The organism is Maribellus comscasis (assembly GCF_009762775.1).
Taxonomy (GTDB): domain Bacteria; phylum Bacteroidota; class Bacteroidia; order Bacteroidales; family Prolixibacteraceae; genus Draconibacterium; species Draconibacterium comscasis.
Genome location: NZ_CP046401.1, coordinates 2766071 through 2781543, shown reverse-complemented (window position 1 = coordinate 2781543; position 15473 = coordinate 2766071). Strand labels below are relative to the sequence as shown.

The window sequence follows — 15473 nt, the reverse complement described above, 5'->3', positions numbered from 1 at the left end:
TTCCGGCAAATTGAAAAGGAAGAAAAGGAATCGCTGAAAGCGGTTGAAGCACTTGAAATATGTTTGTTTCCGCCGTTTGAAAATAGCACAGCATTTTGCCAGTTATGTAAAGATTATTTCCCGGAATCCGAATATCTGAAAACGGTTATCGATAACAAAAATACATTGTGGATTGCCAACATGGTTACCCATTACCGGCATATACATATACAAAGCTGGAACCGCTGCTGGGATTCGTCCGGCGGCAAATATTACCGTTCCGGATGGTTTGGGGATTACGAATCAGAAAAAAGCGAAGTAAACGAACGGGCCAAACGGCAAATAGTACGGAAATGTACAGAATATTTAAAACACAACAACATTACCCCGGAGGATTTTGAGTGGCTGGAATATAACGATGAAAAAACACTGGAACTGATCCGTAAAAAATTATCACGATAGGGAGACAAAACGGTCCTCTTTTTTTGTCCTTGATGTTGTAACAGAAAAACAAAACCTTGTTTCAACAAATTTTTATCAAATGAAAAATATCGATTTAAAAGATGTACGGAAAAAAAATCTCAGAATAGGAATCCGTCTTTCGAAAGATGAACGCGCGGCATTGGATGAATACTGCCGAAAAGAAAACATATCCATCACAAATTTTATCCGGATTGCCCTCCGGAAAGTGGTAAACGAGAAAGAGCATTCATAATGGGTACTGAGCAAGGATGGATAAAGCTACATCGCTCAATCCTAGATAGTGAGATCATGGAAAAACCACCTCATTTTCGAGAAGTGTGGCTGTATCTGTTGCTTACAGCTAATCACGCAGAAAATAGGGTTTCTGGGCGGGTAATTAAACGTGGTCAAACGCTTACCGATTACAATGAGATCATCCAGGCATTAAGCTGGTCAGGTGGAAAACCACCACGAAAATACACAAAAACCAATATACAGGTAGCCCTTCGTTACTTGGAACGTAGTGGAATGATAATCAAAACAAAGTCCACGAAGAAAATTATTGTAACCATTAAAAATTATGACGTTTACCAGTCTTTAAAAGATGAGTTAGTCCACGATGAATCCACGATAAATCCAGAAACAATCCACGATAAATCCACAGACAGTCCAAACCATAAACAAGAAGAAAGAAATAAGAAAGAAAATACATACGTACCGGATTTTTTTGAATTTAAAAATATAGTTGATGAAATTCAGGAAGAAGAAAACCAGGCATTAACCAAATCTGGTGTAATAGAACTATTTAAAAAACTGGAGGAAGACGAATGGAGTTTTTTTGGTGGCGATTCATTTAATAATAGGGCGCACTTAAAAAAATATTTGGTAACCCTCATTATTCGAGCAAAAGAAAATCAGAAAGAAACGATAAAAGGTAGTTCCCGATTTAAAAATCTAGATCTTAGGATACCAAATAACATGTTAAAGGATTTTGAAAATGATGAATAAAAATACAGTCCTTTTTTGCAGCTGCCAGGGATTCAGGGATAAATATAAAAGTTTAAAAAATGAGGCCATTTTTTGTAAAAGCTGATTTGAATATTAGCAAGAGACTTGAAAAGTTTCTAATCGTTTTGCCTGTTTTTGCTGATGATGAACCAGAAGCGGAAACACTATTTTAATTCATGTTTTTTCAAAAATTTTATCAATGAAAATCAAAAAACATCTTACCAAGTTACTCGAAATTACAAAAAGCCGCAAATTACAAAGGGTTTATTCGAGTAAGATTGATTTTATAAAAATCTTCTGTAAGGCTTGTAAAATAAGGTCGAGTAAACGAGTAAGTAACTTTTTAATATATGCTACTCGAAAAACGAAAGAATACGGGTTTCAGAAGATTTTCGAGTAAGATGGTAAGCAAGTAGGAGGGTTTTTAAAGTTTATAAACGAAAAAAATGAAAAACGAATATTTCATAAAAGTTTCGCTGGATTATAGCGAAAAATTACACAACCATTTAACAGCAATATCTGTATTTGCCAGTTCCGAGGAAGAGGCAATGGAAAAAACAATACGCACAGTAGAAAGCTGGAAAGATCACAGGTCCTATTCCATACTAAAGATATCGATAGATCCTATTTATATAGATCCATACATTATTGTACTTAAAGCCAAATATTTAAATGGAAATATGCGGGTATTGAACATTAACCTGAATGCTGAAGATGAAAATGAAGCTGAACAGTTAGCCCGCAAAATCACAAATAATTGGCGCAATTTGGCCGCCATTGAAATTGTAAAAATTGAAAAAAGAAATTAAAACAAAGTATAATGAATGCACAACAACTTCAGGAAGAGATAAAATTTACTAAATGGTCGTTGAAAAAGCTTAAAAAAATCATTAATGGCAGAATTGCGGAAAATAAATATACTGATAAACTGCTGGAGCGAAATCCCAATGGATCATTGGATGATATTAATGCAATCCTCGAATCAAGAAATTTTAACAACCAACTAATTGATACTTTTAGACGGCAATATGCCGATAATCTCAAATATTTGAGAAAGTACGACACAACGAACATCAACATTCCTCACAACAAAAAAAATAAAGTGAATAATAAAAACACAAAAACTTTTTTAGGAAAAATTTTCAAGAAATCATTGAAGAGAAAATAAAAAGCCAGGTTTCGACCTGGCTAGTGTTGTTATTTCACCGACAACATATTAATAAATTAAAATTGTCACATTAAAATTACAAAAATCATGGAAAATCAAAAAATTTAAGCAAAGTAGATTTTAACAACAGTACTACAATTGAAGGCCACATTTCAACAATTGAGAAAGTTACAACTCTCTTATTGTATGGAGCCGCAGGCGAATTGGATAAAGAAGATGAAAGAATAATAGTACCTCTATCAAGACTTGCAGCCTTAAAAGAAGATTTAGAAACTTTGAAAGAGTCCATTAAAAACTGAGGTACACATTTGTCCTTTAATACATTAACGATGCATCATACATTTGGTGCATCGTTTTTTATTATGATATGGAGCAAGAAAAAATAATATGTGATTTTAATCGTGAACACCTTACAGCCAGGATTCCCACCAGTTTAAAAGAAGCTGTCATTATTAGGGCAGAAAAAGAAGGTGAAACGGTCTCCTCAGTTGTAAGAAAGATATTAACAGTTGAATTTGGGCAGAAAAGGAGGAGCAAAATATGAGATGGTCGTATCATATTTCCTTTTTTTCTGTCACTTTTTCTGTCTATAACGATAGGATGGGCTCGGACTGCTCTTACGTTTAAGCTCGTTCTTTTTTTAATTTTCAAACATAAATTATTGATATAATGTCCTTTGTGAATTTATTAATGAAAAATGGATTTAAAAAAATATTATCATGGCACGTATCGGTATTAGATATCAAATGATGTATAAAAATTCTGAAGATTTCATAAAAATCCAGGAAGAAATGCCTAAAATTATAAATCAGTGTAATATTCCAGTTCGGGAATTAGCCAAAGATGCTCAGAAGCCCTTAAAATCACACTATAGAAAATTACAGTTAAAAACATATACCGCAGACGATATTCTAAATTATATGTCTGCTTTTGCAATAAATAAAGGTCTAGATAAAATAAGAAAACAAATTCCTGAATTGATTAAAGCATCAAAAATTCCCCACAGCCAATTGATTGCAGAACTAGGAACGACAAATGGATCGTTCAAGTATAAATTAAAAAATATGAACTATTCCAGCGAGGAGATACTCGCTTACTTTTATGCAATTCTGAGAATAAAAAATCAATCAAATCCTTAAATCATGGCACAAACCTACACACGCAGGATAAATCTTTATATTAATGGTAAAGAAGTTAGAAACAGCGTTGCCGGTGTAAGTAAGGAATTTGCCAAACAAAAGGCGATTCTGAGAAACTTAACAGTTGGAACGAAAGAATGGTCTGCACAGCACCAAAAGGTTAAAAACCTGGAAAAAATAATGCACTCATACAATGCGAAAATGCGAACCACCAGCAAATTATGGCAGAGGATGAAAGGTATTTTTAGTTCGCTAGGCTTGGTTGGTGGTTTAACTGCAGTAGTTTCTGTCATTCGAAATGCTGCTAATATCTCAAAAGAATTCAGTCAGGCACAATCCAACCTTGCAGCAGTTCTCCGGTCAACAAAAGATGAAATTAAGGATCTTACTAATGATGCAATCCGATACGGAACAATCACAAAATTTACAGCTTCTGAAGTTACTGGCTTGCAAACTGAATTTGCAAAATTCGGTTTCACAAAAGAGCAAATAAAAGCCTCAACAAAAGCTGCTCTTGATTTTGCTGCAGCAACAAATTCTGAACTCGCACCGGCGGCAAAAGTTACAGCCGTTGCATTATCAGCGTTTGATTTATCAGCTGCCAATGCTGAAAGAGTTGCATCGGCTATGGCCGTAGCAACAACAAAATCAGCTTTAAGTTTTGAAGATTTTGAAACTATTCTTTCTACAGCCGGACCAGTGGCAAAAGCTTATGGGTTTGAACTGGAAGATCTGATAGCTTTGACCGGAAAATTGAAAGATGCCGGTTTTGATGCAAGTTCAGCTGCGACAGCAACCCGGAATATTATTTTAAACCTGGCAGATTCAAACGGCAAACTTGCCCAGGCATTAGGCCGCCCCATCGAGTCACTTGACGACCTGGTTCCTGCACTTGCCGAATTAAAAGCCAGAGGGATTGATTTAAATGAAACTTTACAACTTACAGATAAACGGTCCGTTTCTGCCTTCAATACATTTTTAACAGCTGCAGATAGTACTTTGGAATTGCGAGACGGGTTAATTGGTGTCCAGGAGGAATTACAAAAAATGGTAGATACCCAGCTGGATAATTTGGCCGGTGATATCACACTTCTAAATTCTGCCTGGCAAGGTTTCATATTGTCAATAGAAGAGGGTAATGGTATTTTAGCCAGGTTCTCCAGGGTTACCGTAAAATTTTTGACTGATTCCTTAATTAAACTTGCAAATGTTGACTTAATATTTAAACGCGCTGGCAAATTTACTGAGGATGAAGTTTCAAGGGTTTATGATGCCATGATGAATCTTTCCGGAGAGAAATACAAAAAACTACAGGATATTGTAGAGAAAGAAAACAAACTTACACTGGAGCAGGTCGAAAATCACAGGATGGCCATGTTGATTGAAATCAAAAATACTGGAATGAGCCGGAAAGAGTCGGAGTTGATTTGGGATGAATATTACAGGAGAAGACAACAACAACAAGAGGATCATTTAAAGCTGCAGGAAGAGGAAAGAGAAAAAGGAGTGGAAGAGGCAGAAGAAAAGCACATTAGGCAAGCAACTGAAGAAGCTGAAAAAATTGCAGAACAGCGAAAAAAAGCCCTTGCAATAGAAAAATTCCTGCAGGAAAACGAGGAAACTCAAAAGGAGGCGATAAAAAAATATTTTTCTGAATTAGGTGAAGGTTCTTTTGAAGCGTTTATTGAAGCCATTGAAAAAAGCCAAAATGAAAAAACAATAGATTTTTCATTGGTTCCCAAGCTCCCGGAAGAAAACGAGGAAACCAATCCGGAAGGGGATTACGCAATCCAAAAATACCAGGAAACACTGGCCTTTAAAATGGCTCTTAATGAATCAATGTATCAACAGGGCCTAATCGGTGAACAACAATACCAAGACCAGTTAACTGAGCTTACTAGGCAGGCAGAAGAAGAACGTTTTGAAATAAAAAGGGAAAAGATTCAGCAAGCACAGGATTTGGCGAACATGTCTGTAAATTTTGTAACTGCATTAATGGAGCTTGAATTGGAAAAAGCCGGTGAAAATGAAGAAAAGAAAAAAGAGATAAAAAAGAAATACGCAGACCTTAATTTTGCAGTTACAGCTGCACAAATAGTGGCTTCGACAGCCGGAGCAATTATGCAAGGATTTAGACAACTAGGTCCTATAGGCGGGGCAATTGCCGCAGTTTTACTCGGCGCAACAGGGGCAATTCAGCTTGGAATTGCTAACGCTCAGCGTAAAAAAGTAAAGAGTTATGCAATAGGTAAATATCCAATTCCTGCCGATGATGACAAAACTTATAACACGGTATTTGCTGGCAGGCCAAAAACCGGAATGTACAGCGGTCCGCACCTGGGGATTTTTAACGAGGTTCCAGGGCAACCCGAAATGGTTATTGATGGGATTACGACAAGCAGAATCAAAACAAACGCACCCGAAATATTGGATGCCATTTATTCTTTTCGGGATGGAAGAACTCCCTCTAAATATGCAGATGGGAAATACCCTGAAACTGTTAATATCAGCTCAAATTCTCAAACAAAGAATAATTCGAATACGATCGAAAGATTCACCTTCGCACTGGAAGAAAATACAAAGGCAACACGCGACTTTATAAATTGGAAACCTTCAGTTTCAGTTGAAATGATAGAAAAGCGGTTAAAACAGTGGAATGAAATGAAGGAACGTAGTAGTTTTTTCCAATCGAAATAGCATGACAAAAGAAGAGACAATATCACTATATAAAAAGCAATTGCCTTTGTTAATGAGAACCCTGGATGGGTATTTCGCACAACGGAAGTTAATTGAATTGGATTTGATGAATGCTGATCAGGAAGATAAAGAGCAAATTGACAATTTACTGGATTTACGAAAATACAATGAACGGATCATGGCCCAAAATTCTAAAGCATATAAACAACGAAAAAAGTTTCTGGAGGAAAACAACGAAAAAGTAAAATTTTAAAAAGATTAAAATGTTGAGTTTTCTATTAAATAACAATCCCTTTGTGTTAAGCCAGGACACAACTGTTCGGCTGGAATGGAATAACCCGGCCTTGCACACAGACAAATTACCGGGTGATATAGGGATTGATATATCTATCCCGGTTAATGATAATAACAGGATGTTGCTGGGGAATCCAGGGCGTTTTGAAAAAGCAACATCAAAAAATAGCCGCGAATTTTCAGGTTTTGAAATTCGCTACGGTGGCGTTTTGTTAATGATAGGAACCCTAATTATACAGAACGCGAATGAAGACTCATACAGCGGGTGGTTAAGAAGCAGTATAGGCAATTTAGCTGAAATTCACCGAGAAAAATTTATATATGACAGTATTTCCTTCAACGAAGAAAAGATATTCATCAATAAATCAAATTATGATCCGGATTCTGATGAATATGGATGTCCTCAAGTTTTAAATACATATTTTTTTAAAGACAAAGGGCAGACAACTCAGGCGTCAAGATATTTACCAAATCCGAATTACAATAAATGGATTTGGGAATTTCCCATCTTCAAAAAAGATGAAAGAGAGTACCGCTGGCAATTGGTGAAAACAGAAGATTACACCGAAGCCTTTATGCAAAGGTCAGGGTGTATTGTAAATAAGAAAAATATTGATGGAACAATTCGAACTCCAGATACAAACAGCAAAGCGGACCCAGAAAATATCAGAGACAACTTAGATGTTGCAGTTGTTTCGCCTATGCTGTTTTTGAGCTACGTATTAAAAACCATTTTTAAGGATGCTGGCTTTTACGTGGATGAAAATTTTATTTTAGATAATGACGACCTAAAAAGGTTGATTATTTACCACAACTACGATATTACAGAGATTAGGCACACTGAAGATTTTAATGTTTCCTATTCGGACAAATACAGCATGCAAGTTGATGATATTTTAATTGATTATCAAACTGAGCCAGTTAGTGTTGGTTTTTTAATTGATTCAGTATACCGAAAAGTAAATAAATTTTATTACAAAAAACTACTCCCTCAAATAAAACTTGGAGATTTTCTATTGTCAACCATGAATAATATCAATGTATTTCCGTTTTTCAGGCGCGAAAGGAATATTGTTGATATAATTGATCGTGAAAGCATTTTAACACAAAAAGCAATAAATATTGATGAGTACATGATTGGGCAATGGAATATGGCAGCAGAAACAGATTCGACACTAAAATTTTTAAACCAAATTGATAGTGACGATTTTGTATTTAGTGAGATCTGGTTAGATATAAGCGAATACCGCGACAAAGAGAAAGAACCGGTTGATTTGTGGACTGCTCTCGCAAATATTGAGAATCCTGAAATTGATGAGATTCGTTTTGTGAAAGAGTCAAACGGGTACGCCCAATACAAATTGTGGTTAAATGAATGGGATAGCGAGGAAACCGGCGATCAGGTACAGGAAAAGTTTATTGGATGGGATTTATTAACTAAAGGTTTTCAGAATGCTTATTTTAATTATGGAAAAGAAACAGAGCTAGAAATTAAAACTGAATTTAGTAGTTTATTTGGCGAGCAGTTACCATATACCAAACAGAGAGGGAATATGCAAAGTGAACAATTTGAATTCGAAACTTTTTCTCCCAGGTTGTTATTTTACAATGCGAATAACGATGCTTCTTATAAAACTGAAAATTTAAGTTTGGATTTTGAAGACAGTGAAATCGGATTGCTTAAAAAACGGTGGAATTTATGGGCCCGGTTTCTTTCAACAAAACAAGAGGTTTCCAGAAACGCTGATTTTCCATTAAATGCGCTGATTTATGTAGTCAATAATATCTATAAAAAATATAGGTCCCAGGAAGGTGAATTTATTATTGATTCGATTAGCACTGAATTTGGGATAAACAGGATTTCCATTTCGGAAATGAAAGCCTATAAAATAAATTATTCACCGAAAACTTATTCATTAACAGATATGTGGCAATTGAATGATATAATCAAAGTTGATGATATGATTGATTTCGATGGATTAGAAAGATATTATCCTATGGTTGTAAATTTTTAAGAAAGTAAAAAATAATTTCAAATGACAAAAGAAAACAACAACGTAGCCTCAGCTACAGAACAAACACCTTTTGAAAAAGGTAAAACCTTATGGGAATTGCACAAAAAACAGCAGGAAGCGGAACGTCAGAAAGCTATCCAGAAACAAAAAGAATTTGAAGAGAGGAAGAAAAAAGAACAGGAGCAAGTAGAAAAAGAAAGAGAGGAAGAGTTTAAAATAAAGAAAGAATTTGAATCAGCCAGGAAACAACTTATTTTTGATAAATATTTATCTGACTTCGAACCCAAACAAATCGGAGAAGCTGATTACACCCGAGATAACGAAATTTATAGAAATTATAAATTCTTCTGTAAGTTGATTAATAAATGCAGACTTGATCTGGCTGCATTTTTCGAGATGGAAGGTAATTATGGTCTTACGGAAACAACCGAATTTATTAAAAGTAACCCTCAGAAATGGTTGCCAGGAATGTATATTGAAACTAAAAAGATACAAATTCCGGAATGGCTTAATAAAGAAAGAGTAATTGAGGAAAAATTAGTTACCTATCCTGAAACTTTGGAACTTGTCTCACTCCATAGTCAAATAATGTCCGCATGGCAAAAAATAAAATCAACTGGGTTTATATTTCCATTTCAAAAGTTGTATGATGAAGAAAGAGATTTATTTTCGATTGAATTTAATTTAGAATTCGGTGAATCTATTTCAAATTTTTTAGCCATCCGAACAACTACACCCGAACAAAATGTAGTGTTAGGAATTATTGAAAGATTGCTTGAATCATTAGAAGATTTAAGCGCATTGAGGATTATTAAACTTGAAAAAGGACCTGGAGAGCTTCAACGCATAGAACGTTTTTTTAAATTTAAAGGAAGAAGTTTTGATATTAATCCTTTCATTTTTCACCGCGACCCATCGCTGAAACAATATGGCCCGGTTGAAAGCTCTCAAAATATGAATCTTTCATTGGAAGATTTTCTTAAATAATATGTGTTTTTTAATTGAATCTCCTTTATAGGAGACTCCAGTTTCATTTGATTTTGCCCACTCCGTATTCGGGTGGGCTTTTTTATAATAAATTTTATATTTCCACTAAAGGATACATAAACAACCACAAAAAAAGAGATAACTATTTGATAATCATCTCTTTAATGGTAGTCCCACCGGGAATCGAACCCAGATCTACAGTTTAGGAAACTGCTATTCTATCCGTTGAACTATGGGACCGTAATTCATTTCGGGTGTGCAAAAATAGAGAAAAACCCTTTTCTCCCCAAATCAATCAAAAAATAATAGATAAATGTTTGTGAATTAACTTCCCATCTATAAAAAAACCAACTGAAATATAATTATTAGGGAAAAAGGATTGTATAGAAAATAAAAAGCCGGCTAAAAACCGGCTTTCCAAGTAGCGGGGGCAGCGCTACTTTTTATTAACGTATATATTCTTTGTTCTACAATTAAATATCTATAATTCAGTTATTAATGTCGTATTTTGGTTCGTTTGTTTTACATCGTGGTTAATAAAATATGTGAAAATGTAAACTGATTGTGTCCTATATATGTCTCAAAATTATTATATTTATGACCTGTATTTCAGATAATTATACTCACATTAAAAAAGAAATAAGTTATTTGAGACACGTGGGACACATTTTATAGATCACATGGCAAATTACAGTTTTGTACTACGAACCCCTTATAAAAAGGGAGTTATGGAAGAATTAAAAGAGAGGAAAAAAGAAAAAAGGGATATCAAATCATTGCTGAATCCTGAACAAACACCGGTTCTATTATTTGTGAGTTTTGACCGGAAACACAGATTTAAATGCAAAACGGACCTGCAGGTGTTTCCTGTTCATTGGGATTTTACCCGTCAGCAATTAAAATGGCAGGCTCCGGGAGCGCAGGCGTTTAATCAACGGTTAGGGAATCTCCTAAGGGATGTTCAGGGAGAATATAATCATTTAATGAATGAAAATTCTCTCATATCATTCGAAGAAATCAGAATGAATATTCAGGAGTTTGTTTCCGACAATCAGGCACCGAAATTTAATGATGAGAACAGCTTTTTCCTTGTTTACGATGAGTTTATTCGAAGGAAAAAGAACGAGCTTAGTCACCGGACAATCCAAAAATTTGAAACATCCAAAAATTTACTTAAGAAATATACAGAGCGATACTATCGTCGGTTTACCTTCGAAACTATTGATTTGGATTTTATTGACGCTTATAAACACTATTTGCAATATGAAGCAAAAAATCAGAAGTCAGAAGAATCCGGATTTAGGGATGATACCGTGGCAAAGTATATTGAAAATTTAAAGAACTTCTTAAAATGGAGTTACGAACGTAGAAAGCATTCAAATACAATCTTCCAGCACTCTGAGTTTAGGGCAAAGCGTGATTCAAACCTGGATATTGTGACTCTTTCCCTTCAGGAACTAAGAACGCTATACAACAAAGATTTAAGCGAACATGAAAGTTTAGAACGAGTAAGAGATATTTTTTGTTTTGGCGCTTTTACCGGGCAACGATGGTCAGATATCTCAGCATTTAAAAAGGAGGATTTAGATAGTGATACCTGGATATTTAAAGCTTACAAAACCAAGAAGGAAACTATTATACCACTTGTGGGGTATGCAGCACCGGCACTTGATATCTTGAAAAAGTACGATTACAAACTTCCCGAAATAAGCAACCAGAAATTTAATGACTATATTAAACTGGCCGCAGAGAAGGCAGAATTAAACCGTACAGTCAAAATCACCCGTTACCAGGGAACTCAGAAAATTGAAATTGTAAAACCACTTCATAAAGCGATTTCTTCACATATGGCCCGGAGAACATGTGTGTCAATTTTATTAAACATTTACAAAATGCCAGTTAACCAGGTGATGGAAATAACTGGACATACAGACTATAAAACTTTAAAACGATATATAGATGAAGATAAACAAGCATTGCGACAGAACCTTGAACAAACGAAAAGCATAAATGAAGTATTGAAAGTTGTAAAGTCAGCCTAACTATTGTTTAACGCTTTTGGACACCACGGTTAATAACCCTGCTCATAACTCTGTTTGTTTTTCCTTTTATCTTCGTTAGCGTACAAGTATTTTTGAGATAACGTTTAAGCCTTACCATCAGTCGGTGGTCAAGGCTTTTTTTGTGCCATTTAATAACTAAAATTATAAAGATGTCGTTCGAAGAATTAGTAAAAACAGCACCCGTCGGAACAAGCTTGCAGATTACTGTAACCCCCGAAGTATTAAGGAATTTCGGCGAGGATATTGCTGAAAAAACAGCGAAAAAATTAATTCAAGACTTGGACATTGGCAAACAGCCAATATCTGAAAAGGAAGCTTGTAAGCTTTACAAAAAGTCTCGTCAAAGTATGTCAAGTTATCGAAAGCTAGGTAAAGTGAGATACCATCGTATGGGACGCGAGATTTATTATTTCCCATCAGAGTTGGCTGAAGATATGCAGAATTTCTAATGGTTCCTTTTATTACTTCTTCTATTGTCATGAGTAAATTTTATTAAAGAAATGAAGTATAAAAGAGCAAAATATGGAACAAGAGCAAAAAGAAAAGATCAGCGAGTATGGACTAAAGATTGATTTACATTCAGGGGAACTTGAATTATTTGACGTGAAAGAAACTCCTATAGGTTGGTCTTTCGGTCAATATGTTTCACATCGAACAGGTTCACAACAAGAGATGGAGTTGCTCCGTAGAAACTTAATCCAAAACAACCTTAAAACTCTCTTACGTCATGGGTGAGAATAGCAAATATAATTCAGGCCCAATTTTCGAATTGATAAAAAGATTTGATAAAATCGATTTGGAGGAACGTTTTAGTCATTTAGAGGCGCACATGTTTCTTAAATTATTACTTCGCAATAATTCACTCGGTTGGAAGGAATGGTTTAAGTATCCAAATAGTCGACTAGAATCTGATGTAGGAACTCGTTCAAAAAATTTAATCACTGCTAGGCAAAAATTAATAGATTCTGGTATAATTGATTACAAAAAAGGGACTACGCGAAATGCCGGTTCATATTCATTACTTTCCAAATTACAATCAATTGAACCTACAAAAGAAAGTAATCAGGAAAGCAATCTAGAAAGTAAAAAAGAAGGTAATAAAGGGAACATTAATAAAACTAAACCTAAAACTAAACCAAAACAACTATTATTAACTGAGGTCGTTGAATCGACTCTCAGTCCTCCAGAGAACGAATATTTTAAAATTGCTTTGTCATTTCACCAGTTAATTAGAAATAATTTACACAAACACAATCTTTCAACAACGCATGTAGATAAAGCCAAATATAAAAATTGGGTTGACCCTATACGACTGTTGATTGAAAACGACGGAAAAACAAAACACGAAATCAGGGAAGTGTGGAAACTGTTAGAAATCAATAATTTCTATCAAAAGATTGTGCAAAAGACCGAGAAATTAAGAATGAAAATGAAATCGACGGACCAATTGTGGTTCGATGCGATGCTATATGAGTTAAGAAATGGAAACAAAAAAAGAACAAACAACGGACATAGCTCTAATAATGAGCAGTCCAAGCTTGAAACCCGGAAAATTGCCAAGCAAGCAATGCAAGACGCGGGTTAACGAACTTAAAACATTCTGTAATTCGGGAGTTAAATTCATTGAGCAATTTAACTTTGATTTTTGCGCCTCACGCTATCGCGAATTTAAAACTCAAAAGTCCGCTTTACTTTCGAAGAAGATTAATTTACGTGAGGTAGCTGCAACTTACAACACAAAAACACCTGAAGCTTTATTATCCTTGTGGTTGACAAATCTTTGTATTTATATGGATTTTTCTATAATGCAAGTTCAAATTAGTCCTACAGCTAAATATATGGTTGAAGAGATTGGCATGCTAAACATGGCAGAGCTAACTCTTTTATTTCATCGCATAAGAGAAGGTTTTTACGGCGAATTTTACGGAAAGTTTAATCCCCAAATAGTTCTTCGAGCTTGCAGGGAATACCGGCAAGAACGCGGTCGGATTATATCAAAAATGAATAGTGAGGAACAATCCAAAATTCTAAATACGCTATACGAGTATGAATGATTTTATTGAAATATCAGGAACAAGAATACGATTAACACATCGAAAAAATGGTTTGACACTACCGTACTGCGATGACGTTTTTTATGCGGTAGGTCTCAATGGTTTGATGTCCAAAGAAGCTTCCCAAAGATTCTACGAGCTAATAGGTTTTGATTCACATGCAGTTTTAAAATACTGTTGTTATGTGTGTGACTTGAGACGCGACCTCGTAAAAGAACGGCTAAAAAGATATTTGCTAATTGATTGTGGAATAAGGCTATCTCGGACATTTAAGCCTGACTTAAGAGAAAATGATTTCGAAATTACAAGATATTATTTGGAAATGCTCTTTGATACTTGGTTTACGATAAATGAAATGTATGAAATGCTCAACGATGAAGGATTTAATATTGAACTAAATAATTTTTAATAATGACAAATGTAAAAATTGTAGAGATCGGGAAACGCCTAGAGAAAAAAGGTATTCCTACCAGCTTGTTAAACAGCCGTCAAATTAATGATGATTCTGACATTAACCAGGTTGTCCAAGAAATAGAAGAGGAGTTTAATCAAATTTCTTCCTCCAAACATCGAAACGAGGTTGAAAATCTTACAACATTTAAAAACGATCTTAACCAATGGTCAAAGGAGAAATAAATTATGGAAGCAAAAGTTATTCATAAAAATGAAACTGAAATTAGGGCAACCATTGAGCTTGCCTCACGTGTTATTCCTCATGTCAAAGACTTAAATAAGTTACTTGAACTTGATGGAATTAAGCCAAGCACCCAACATCTAAAAGGATTTTATCAAAATGGTTCCGAACATGTACGACAGATTCTACTTGTTGAAGCAAAAAAAGATGTTGACGGTCTCAAGTGGAAATCTGAACGTTTGCGTCGAGCCCTTCTAAATGATGCGATATCAATTGACATAAGCGAATACCAAAAGGTCCATTCTTCCTTAACAAATGCTATCGGGAAATCGAAAGTTACTGTTGAAGATATACAGATGAGTGGCAAAGATGTAAAACTCAGGCAATCCTTTATTGATGCTGTTGATGAGGAATTTACAATCGTTATTGACACTGAAGAGAAAAAACTACTCTGGGATAACATACAGAACTTTTGTACCTCTTACAACAAGATTCAGGATATCCTTCATGAAATTGGAGAAACATCAATATCTGATGCTATTAATCCTGCATTCGAAGAATTTTTCACATGTGAAAATAAGTTAGCGGATTTTATAAAAATATATCCGGATCCAAATTTTTTCTTGTGGCTTCGAAAACCAGTAAAGTTTGAACTAACAAATGTGGAATAGTTAAATGCACTATTAATCAAATAAATTCATAATCATGGCAGAGAAAACAATCATTGATGCACTTAAAAAGCTTGAGTCAAAAGGTTACGGAATGGCTGATGCTATTGCCTGTTTTGAGTCAGGAAAATCAGTTGACGAATATCTGAAGGATAAAGAACTTTCGGAGGAAGAGTATAAAAAATTAATGAGTGATGATGCTTTTAGTAAACCTGGTCGGTTTTCAGGCGATGTGGTAAAAATTACCAATGATGAGTAAAGAAACCACTTGCCCGGTACCTTGATAACCAGTTTGTTTGATAAAA

At 34.9% G+C, this 15473-nt stretch carries 19 protein-coding genes and 1 tRNA gene; 19 read left to right on the top strand and 1 reads right to left on the bottom strand.

The annotated features are described in order from the left end of the window. Nucleotides 1-63: 63 nt before the first annotated feature. From GM418_RS11000 to GM418_RS10955, 10 genes are all read left to right on the top strand, one after another. On the top strand, nt 64-441 hold the full coding sequence (locus GM418_RS11000) for a hypothetical protein (RefSeq protein WP_158865999.1): 378 nt from the start codon (nt 64-66) through the stop codon (nt 439-441). Nucleotides 442-520: 79 nt separating this feature from the next. Next, complete coding sequence (locus tag GM418_RS10995) at nt 521-694, top strand: ribbon-helix-helix protein, CopG family (RefSeq protein ID WP_158865997.1); 174 nt, start codon at nt 521-523, stop codon at nt 692-694. A gap of 56 nt (nt 695-750) precedes the next feature. Then, entirely contained in the window at nt 751-1449 is a 699-nt protein-coding gene (locus GM418_RS10990) for a hypothetical protein (protein ID WP_158865995.1), read from the top strand. 446 nt (nt 1450-1895) lie between these two features. Continuing rightward, nucleotides 1896-2258, top strand: a complete 363-nt coding sequence (locus GM418_RS10985; protein WP_158865993.1) for a hypothetical protein — start codon at nt 1896-1898, stop codon at nt 2256-2258. Nucleotides 2259-2269: 11 nt separating this feature from the next. Further along, on the top strand, nt 2270-2617 hold the full coding sequence (locus GM418_RS10980) for a hypothetical protein (protein WP_158865991.1): 348 nt from the start codon (nt 2270-2272) through the stop codon (nt 2615-2617). 719 nt (nt 2618-3336) lie between these two features. Beyond that, a complete protein-coding gene (locus GM418_RS10975) occupies nt 3337-3756 on the top strand; it encodes a hypothetical protein (RefSeq protein WP_158865989.1) in 420 nt (139 codons plus the stop codon). 3 nt (nt 3757-3759) lie between these two features. After that, complete coding sequence (locus GM418_RS10970; RefSeq protein ID WP_158865987.1) at nt 3760-6453, top strand: phage tail tape measure protein; 2694 nt, start codon at nt 3760-3762, stop codon at nt 6451-6453. A 1-nt stretch (nt 6454) separates the two neighbouring features. Then, on the top strand, nt 6455-6706 hold the full coding sequence (locus GM418_RS10965; protein WP_158865985.1) for a hypothetical protein: 252 nt from the start codon (nt 6455-6457) through the stop codon (nt 6704-6706). 10 nt (nt 6707-6716) lie between these two features. Continuing rightward, on the top strand, nt 6717-8762 hold the full coding sequence (locus GM418_RS10960; RefSeq protein WP_158865983.1) for a hypothetical protein: 2046 nt from the start codon (nt 6717-6719) through the stop codon (nt 8760-8762). Between the two features lie 21 nt (nt 8763-8783). Beyond that, complete coding sequence (locus GM418_RS10955; RefSeq protein ID WP_158865982.1) at nt 8784-9749, top strand: hypothetical protein; 966 nt, start codon at nt 8784-8786, stop codon at nt 9747-9749. A 165-nt stretch (nt 9750-9914) separates the two neighbouring features. Here the strand turns inward: GM418_RS10955 and GM418_RS10950 are convergent. Beyond that, a tRNA-Arg gene (locus GM418_RS10950) sits at nt 9915-9989 on the bottom strand. Between the two features lie 488 nt (nt 9990-10477). Here GM418_RS10950 and GM418_RS10945 point away from each other — a divergent pair. From GM418_RS10945 to GM418_RS10905, 9 genes are all read left to right on the top strand, one after another. Beyond that, entirely contained in the window at nt 10478-11791 is a 1314-nt protein-coding gene (locus tag GM418_RS10945) for a tyrosine-type recombinase/integrase (RefSeq protein ID WP_158865981.1), read from the top strand. A 170-nt stretch (nt 11792-11961) separates the two neighbouring features. Continuing rightward, entirely contained in the window at nt 11962-12261 is a 300-nt protein-coding gene (locus tag GM418_RS10940; protein ID WP_158865980.1) for a MerR family transcriptional regulator, read from the top strand. Nucleotides 12262-12334: 73 nt separating this feature from the next. Further along, nucleotides 12335-12547, top strand: a complete 213-nt coding sequence (locus GM418_RS10935) for a hypothetical protein (RefSeq protein WP_158865979.1) — start codon at nt 12335-12337, stop codon at nt 12545-12547. Further along, nucleotides 12540-13397, top strand: a complete 858-nt coding sequence (locus GM418_RS10930) for a hypothetical protein (protein WP_158865978.1) — start codon at nt 12540-12542, stop codon at nt 13395-13397. Before GM418_RS10935 ends, GM418_RS10930 begins: the two co-directional genes overlap by 8 nt. After that, the gene (locus GM418_RS10925) at nt 13366-13866 is read left to right on the top strand and encodes a hypothetical protein (RefSeq protein ID WP_158865977.1); all 501 of its coding nucleotides are present in this window, start codon (nt 13366-13368) and stop codon (nt 13864-13866) included. The genes GM418_RS10930 and GM418_RS10925 overlap by 32 nt, the downstream gene beginning before the upstream one ends. Before the next feature lie 52 nt (nt 13867-13918). Beyond that, complete coding sequence (locus GM418_RS10920; RefSeq protein ID WP_158865974.1) at nt 13919-14275, top strand: hypothetical protein; 357 nt, start codon at nt 13919-13921, stop codon at nt 14273-14275. Nucleotides 14276-14277: 2 nt separating this feature from the next. Continuing rightward, complete coding sequence (locus tag GM418_RS10915; RefSeq protein WP_158865972.1) at nt 14278-14502, top strand: hypothetical protein; 225 nt, start codon at nt 14278-14280, stop codon at nt 14500-14502. Nucleotides 14503-14505: 3 nt separating this feature from the next. Then, the gene (locus GM418_RS10910) at nt 14506-15171 is read left to right on the top strand and encodes a hypothetical protein (RefSeq protein ID WP_158865970.1); all 666 of its coding nucleotides are present in this window, start codon (nt 14506-14508) and stop codon (nt 15169-15171) included. 34 nt (nt 15172-15205) lie between these two features. Continuing rightward, entirely contained in the window at nt 15206-15427 is a 222-nt protein-coding gene (locus GM418_RS10905; RefSeq protein ID WP_158865968.1) for a hypothetical protein, read from the top strand. The last annotated feature ends 46 nt before the right edge of the window (nt 15428-15473 follow it).

Excerpts from the sequence above, each read along its gene's own strand:
- GM418_RS10945 (WP_158865981.1), top strand. The coding sequence starts at position 10,478 with ATGGAAGAATTAAAAGAGAGGAAAAAAGAAAAAAGGGATATCAAATCA.
- GM418_RS10965 (WP_158865985.1), top strand. The coding sequence starts at position 6,455 with ATGACAAAAGAAGAGACAATATCACTATATAAAAAGCAATTGCCTTTG.
- GM418_RS10990 (WP_158865995.1), top strand. The coding sequence starts at position 751 with ATGGAAAAACCACCTCATTTTCGAGAAGTGTGGCTGTATCTGTTGCTT.
- GM418_RS10985 (WP_158865993.1), top strand. The coding sequence starts at position 1,896 with ATGAAAAACGAATATTTCATAAAAGTTTCGCTGGATTATAGCGAAAAA.
- GM418_RS10995 (WP_158865997.1), top strand. The coding sequence starts at position 521 with ATGAAAAATATCGATTTAAAAGATGTACGGAAAAAAAATCTCAGAATA.
- GM418_RS10905 (WP_158865968.1), top strand. The coding sequence starts at position 15,206 with ATGGCAGAGAAAACAATCATTGATGCACTTAAAAAGCTTGAGTCAAAA.
- GM418_RS10930 (WP_158865978.1), top strand. The coding sequence starts at position 12,540 with ATGGGTGAGAATAGCAAATATAATTCAGGCCCAATTTTCGAATTGATA.
- GM418_RS10975 (WP_158865989.1), top strand. The coding sequence starts at position 3,337 with ATGGCACGTATCGGTATTAGATATCAAATGATGTATAAAAATTCTGAA.
- GM418_RS10915 (WP_158865972.1), top strand. The coding sequence starts at position 14,278 with ATGACAAATGTAAAAATTGTAGAGATCGGGAAACGCCTAGAGAAAAAA.
- GM418_RS10970 (WP_158865987.1), top strand. The coding sequence starts at position 3,760 with ATGGCACAAACCTACACACGCAGGATAAATCTTTATATTAATGGTAAA.
- GM418_RS10980 (WP_158865991.1), top strand. The coding sequence starts at position 2,270 with ATGAATGCACAACAACTTCAGGAAGAGATAAAATTTACTAAATGGTCG.
- GM418_RS10955 (WP_158865982.1), top strand. The coding sequence starts at position 8,784 with ATGACAAAAGAAAACAACAACGTAGCCTCAGCTACAGAACAAACACCT.
- GM418_RS10910 (WP_158865970.1), top strand. The coding sequence starts at position 14,506 with ATGGAAGCAAAAGTTATTCATAAAAATGAAACTGAAATTAGGGCAACC.
- GM418_RS10935 (WP_158865979.1), top strand. The coding sequence starts at position 12,335 with ATGGAACAAGAGCAAAAAGAAAAGATCAGCGAGTATGGACTAAAGATT.
- GM418_RS10960 (WP_158865983.1), top strand. The coding sequence starts at position 6,717 with ATGTTGAGTTTTCTATTAAATAACAATCCCTTTGTGTTAAGCCAGGAC.
- GM418_RS10940 (WP_158865980.1), top strand. The coding sequence starts at position 11,962 with ATGTCGTTCGAAGAATTAGTAAAAACAGCACCCGTCGGAACAAGCTTG.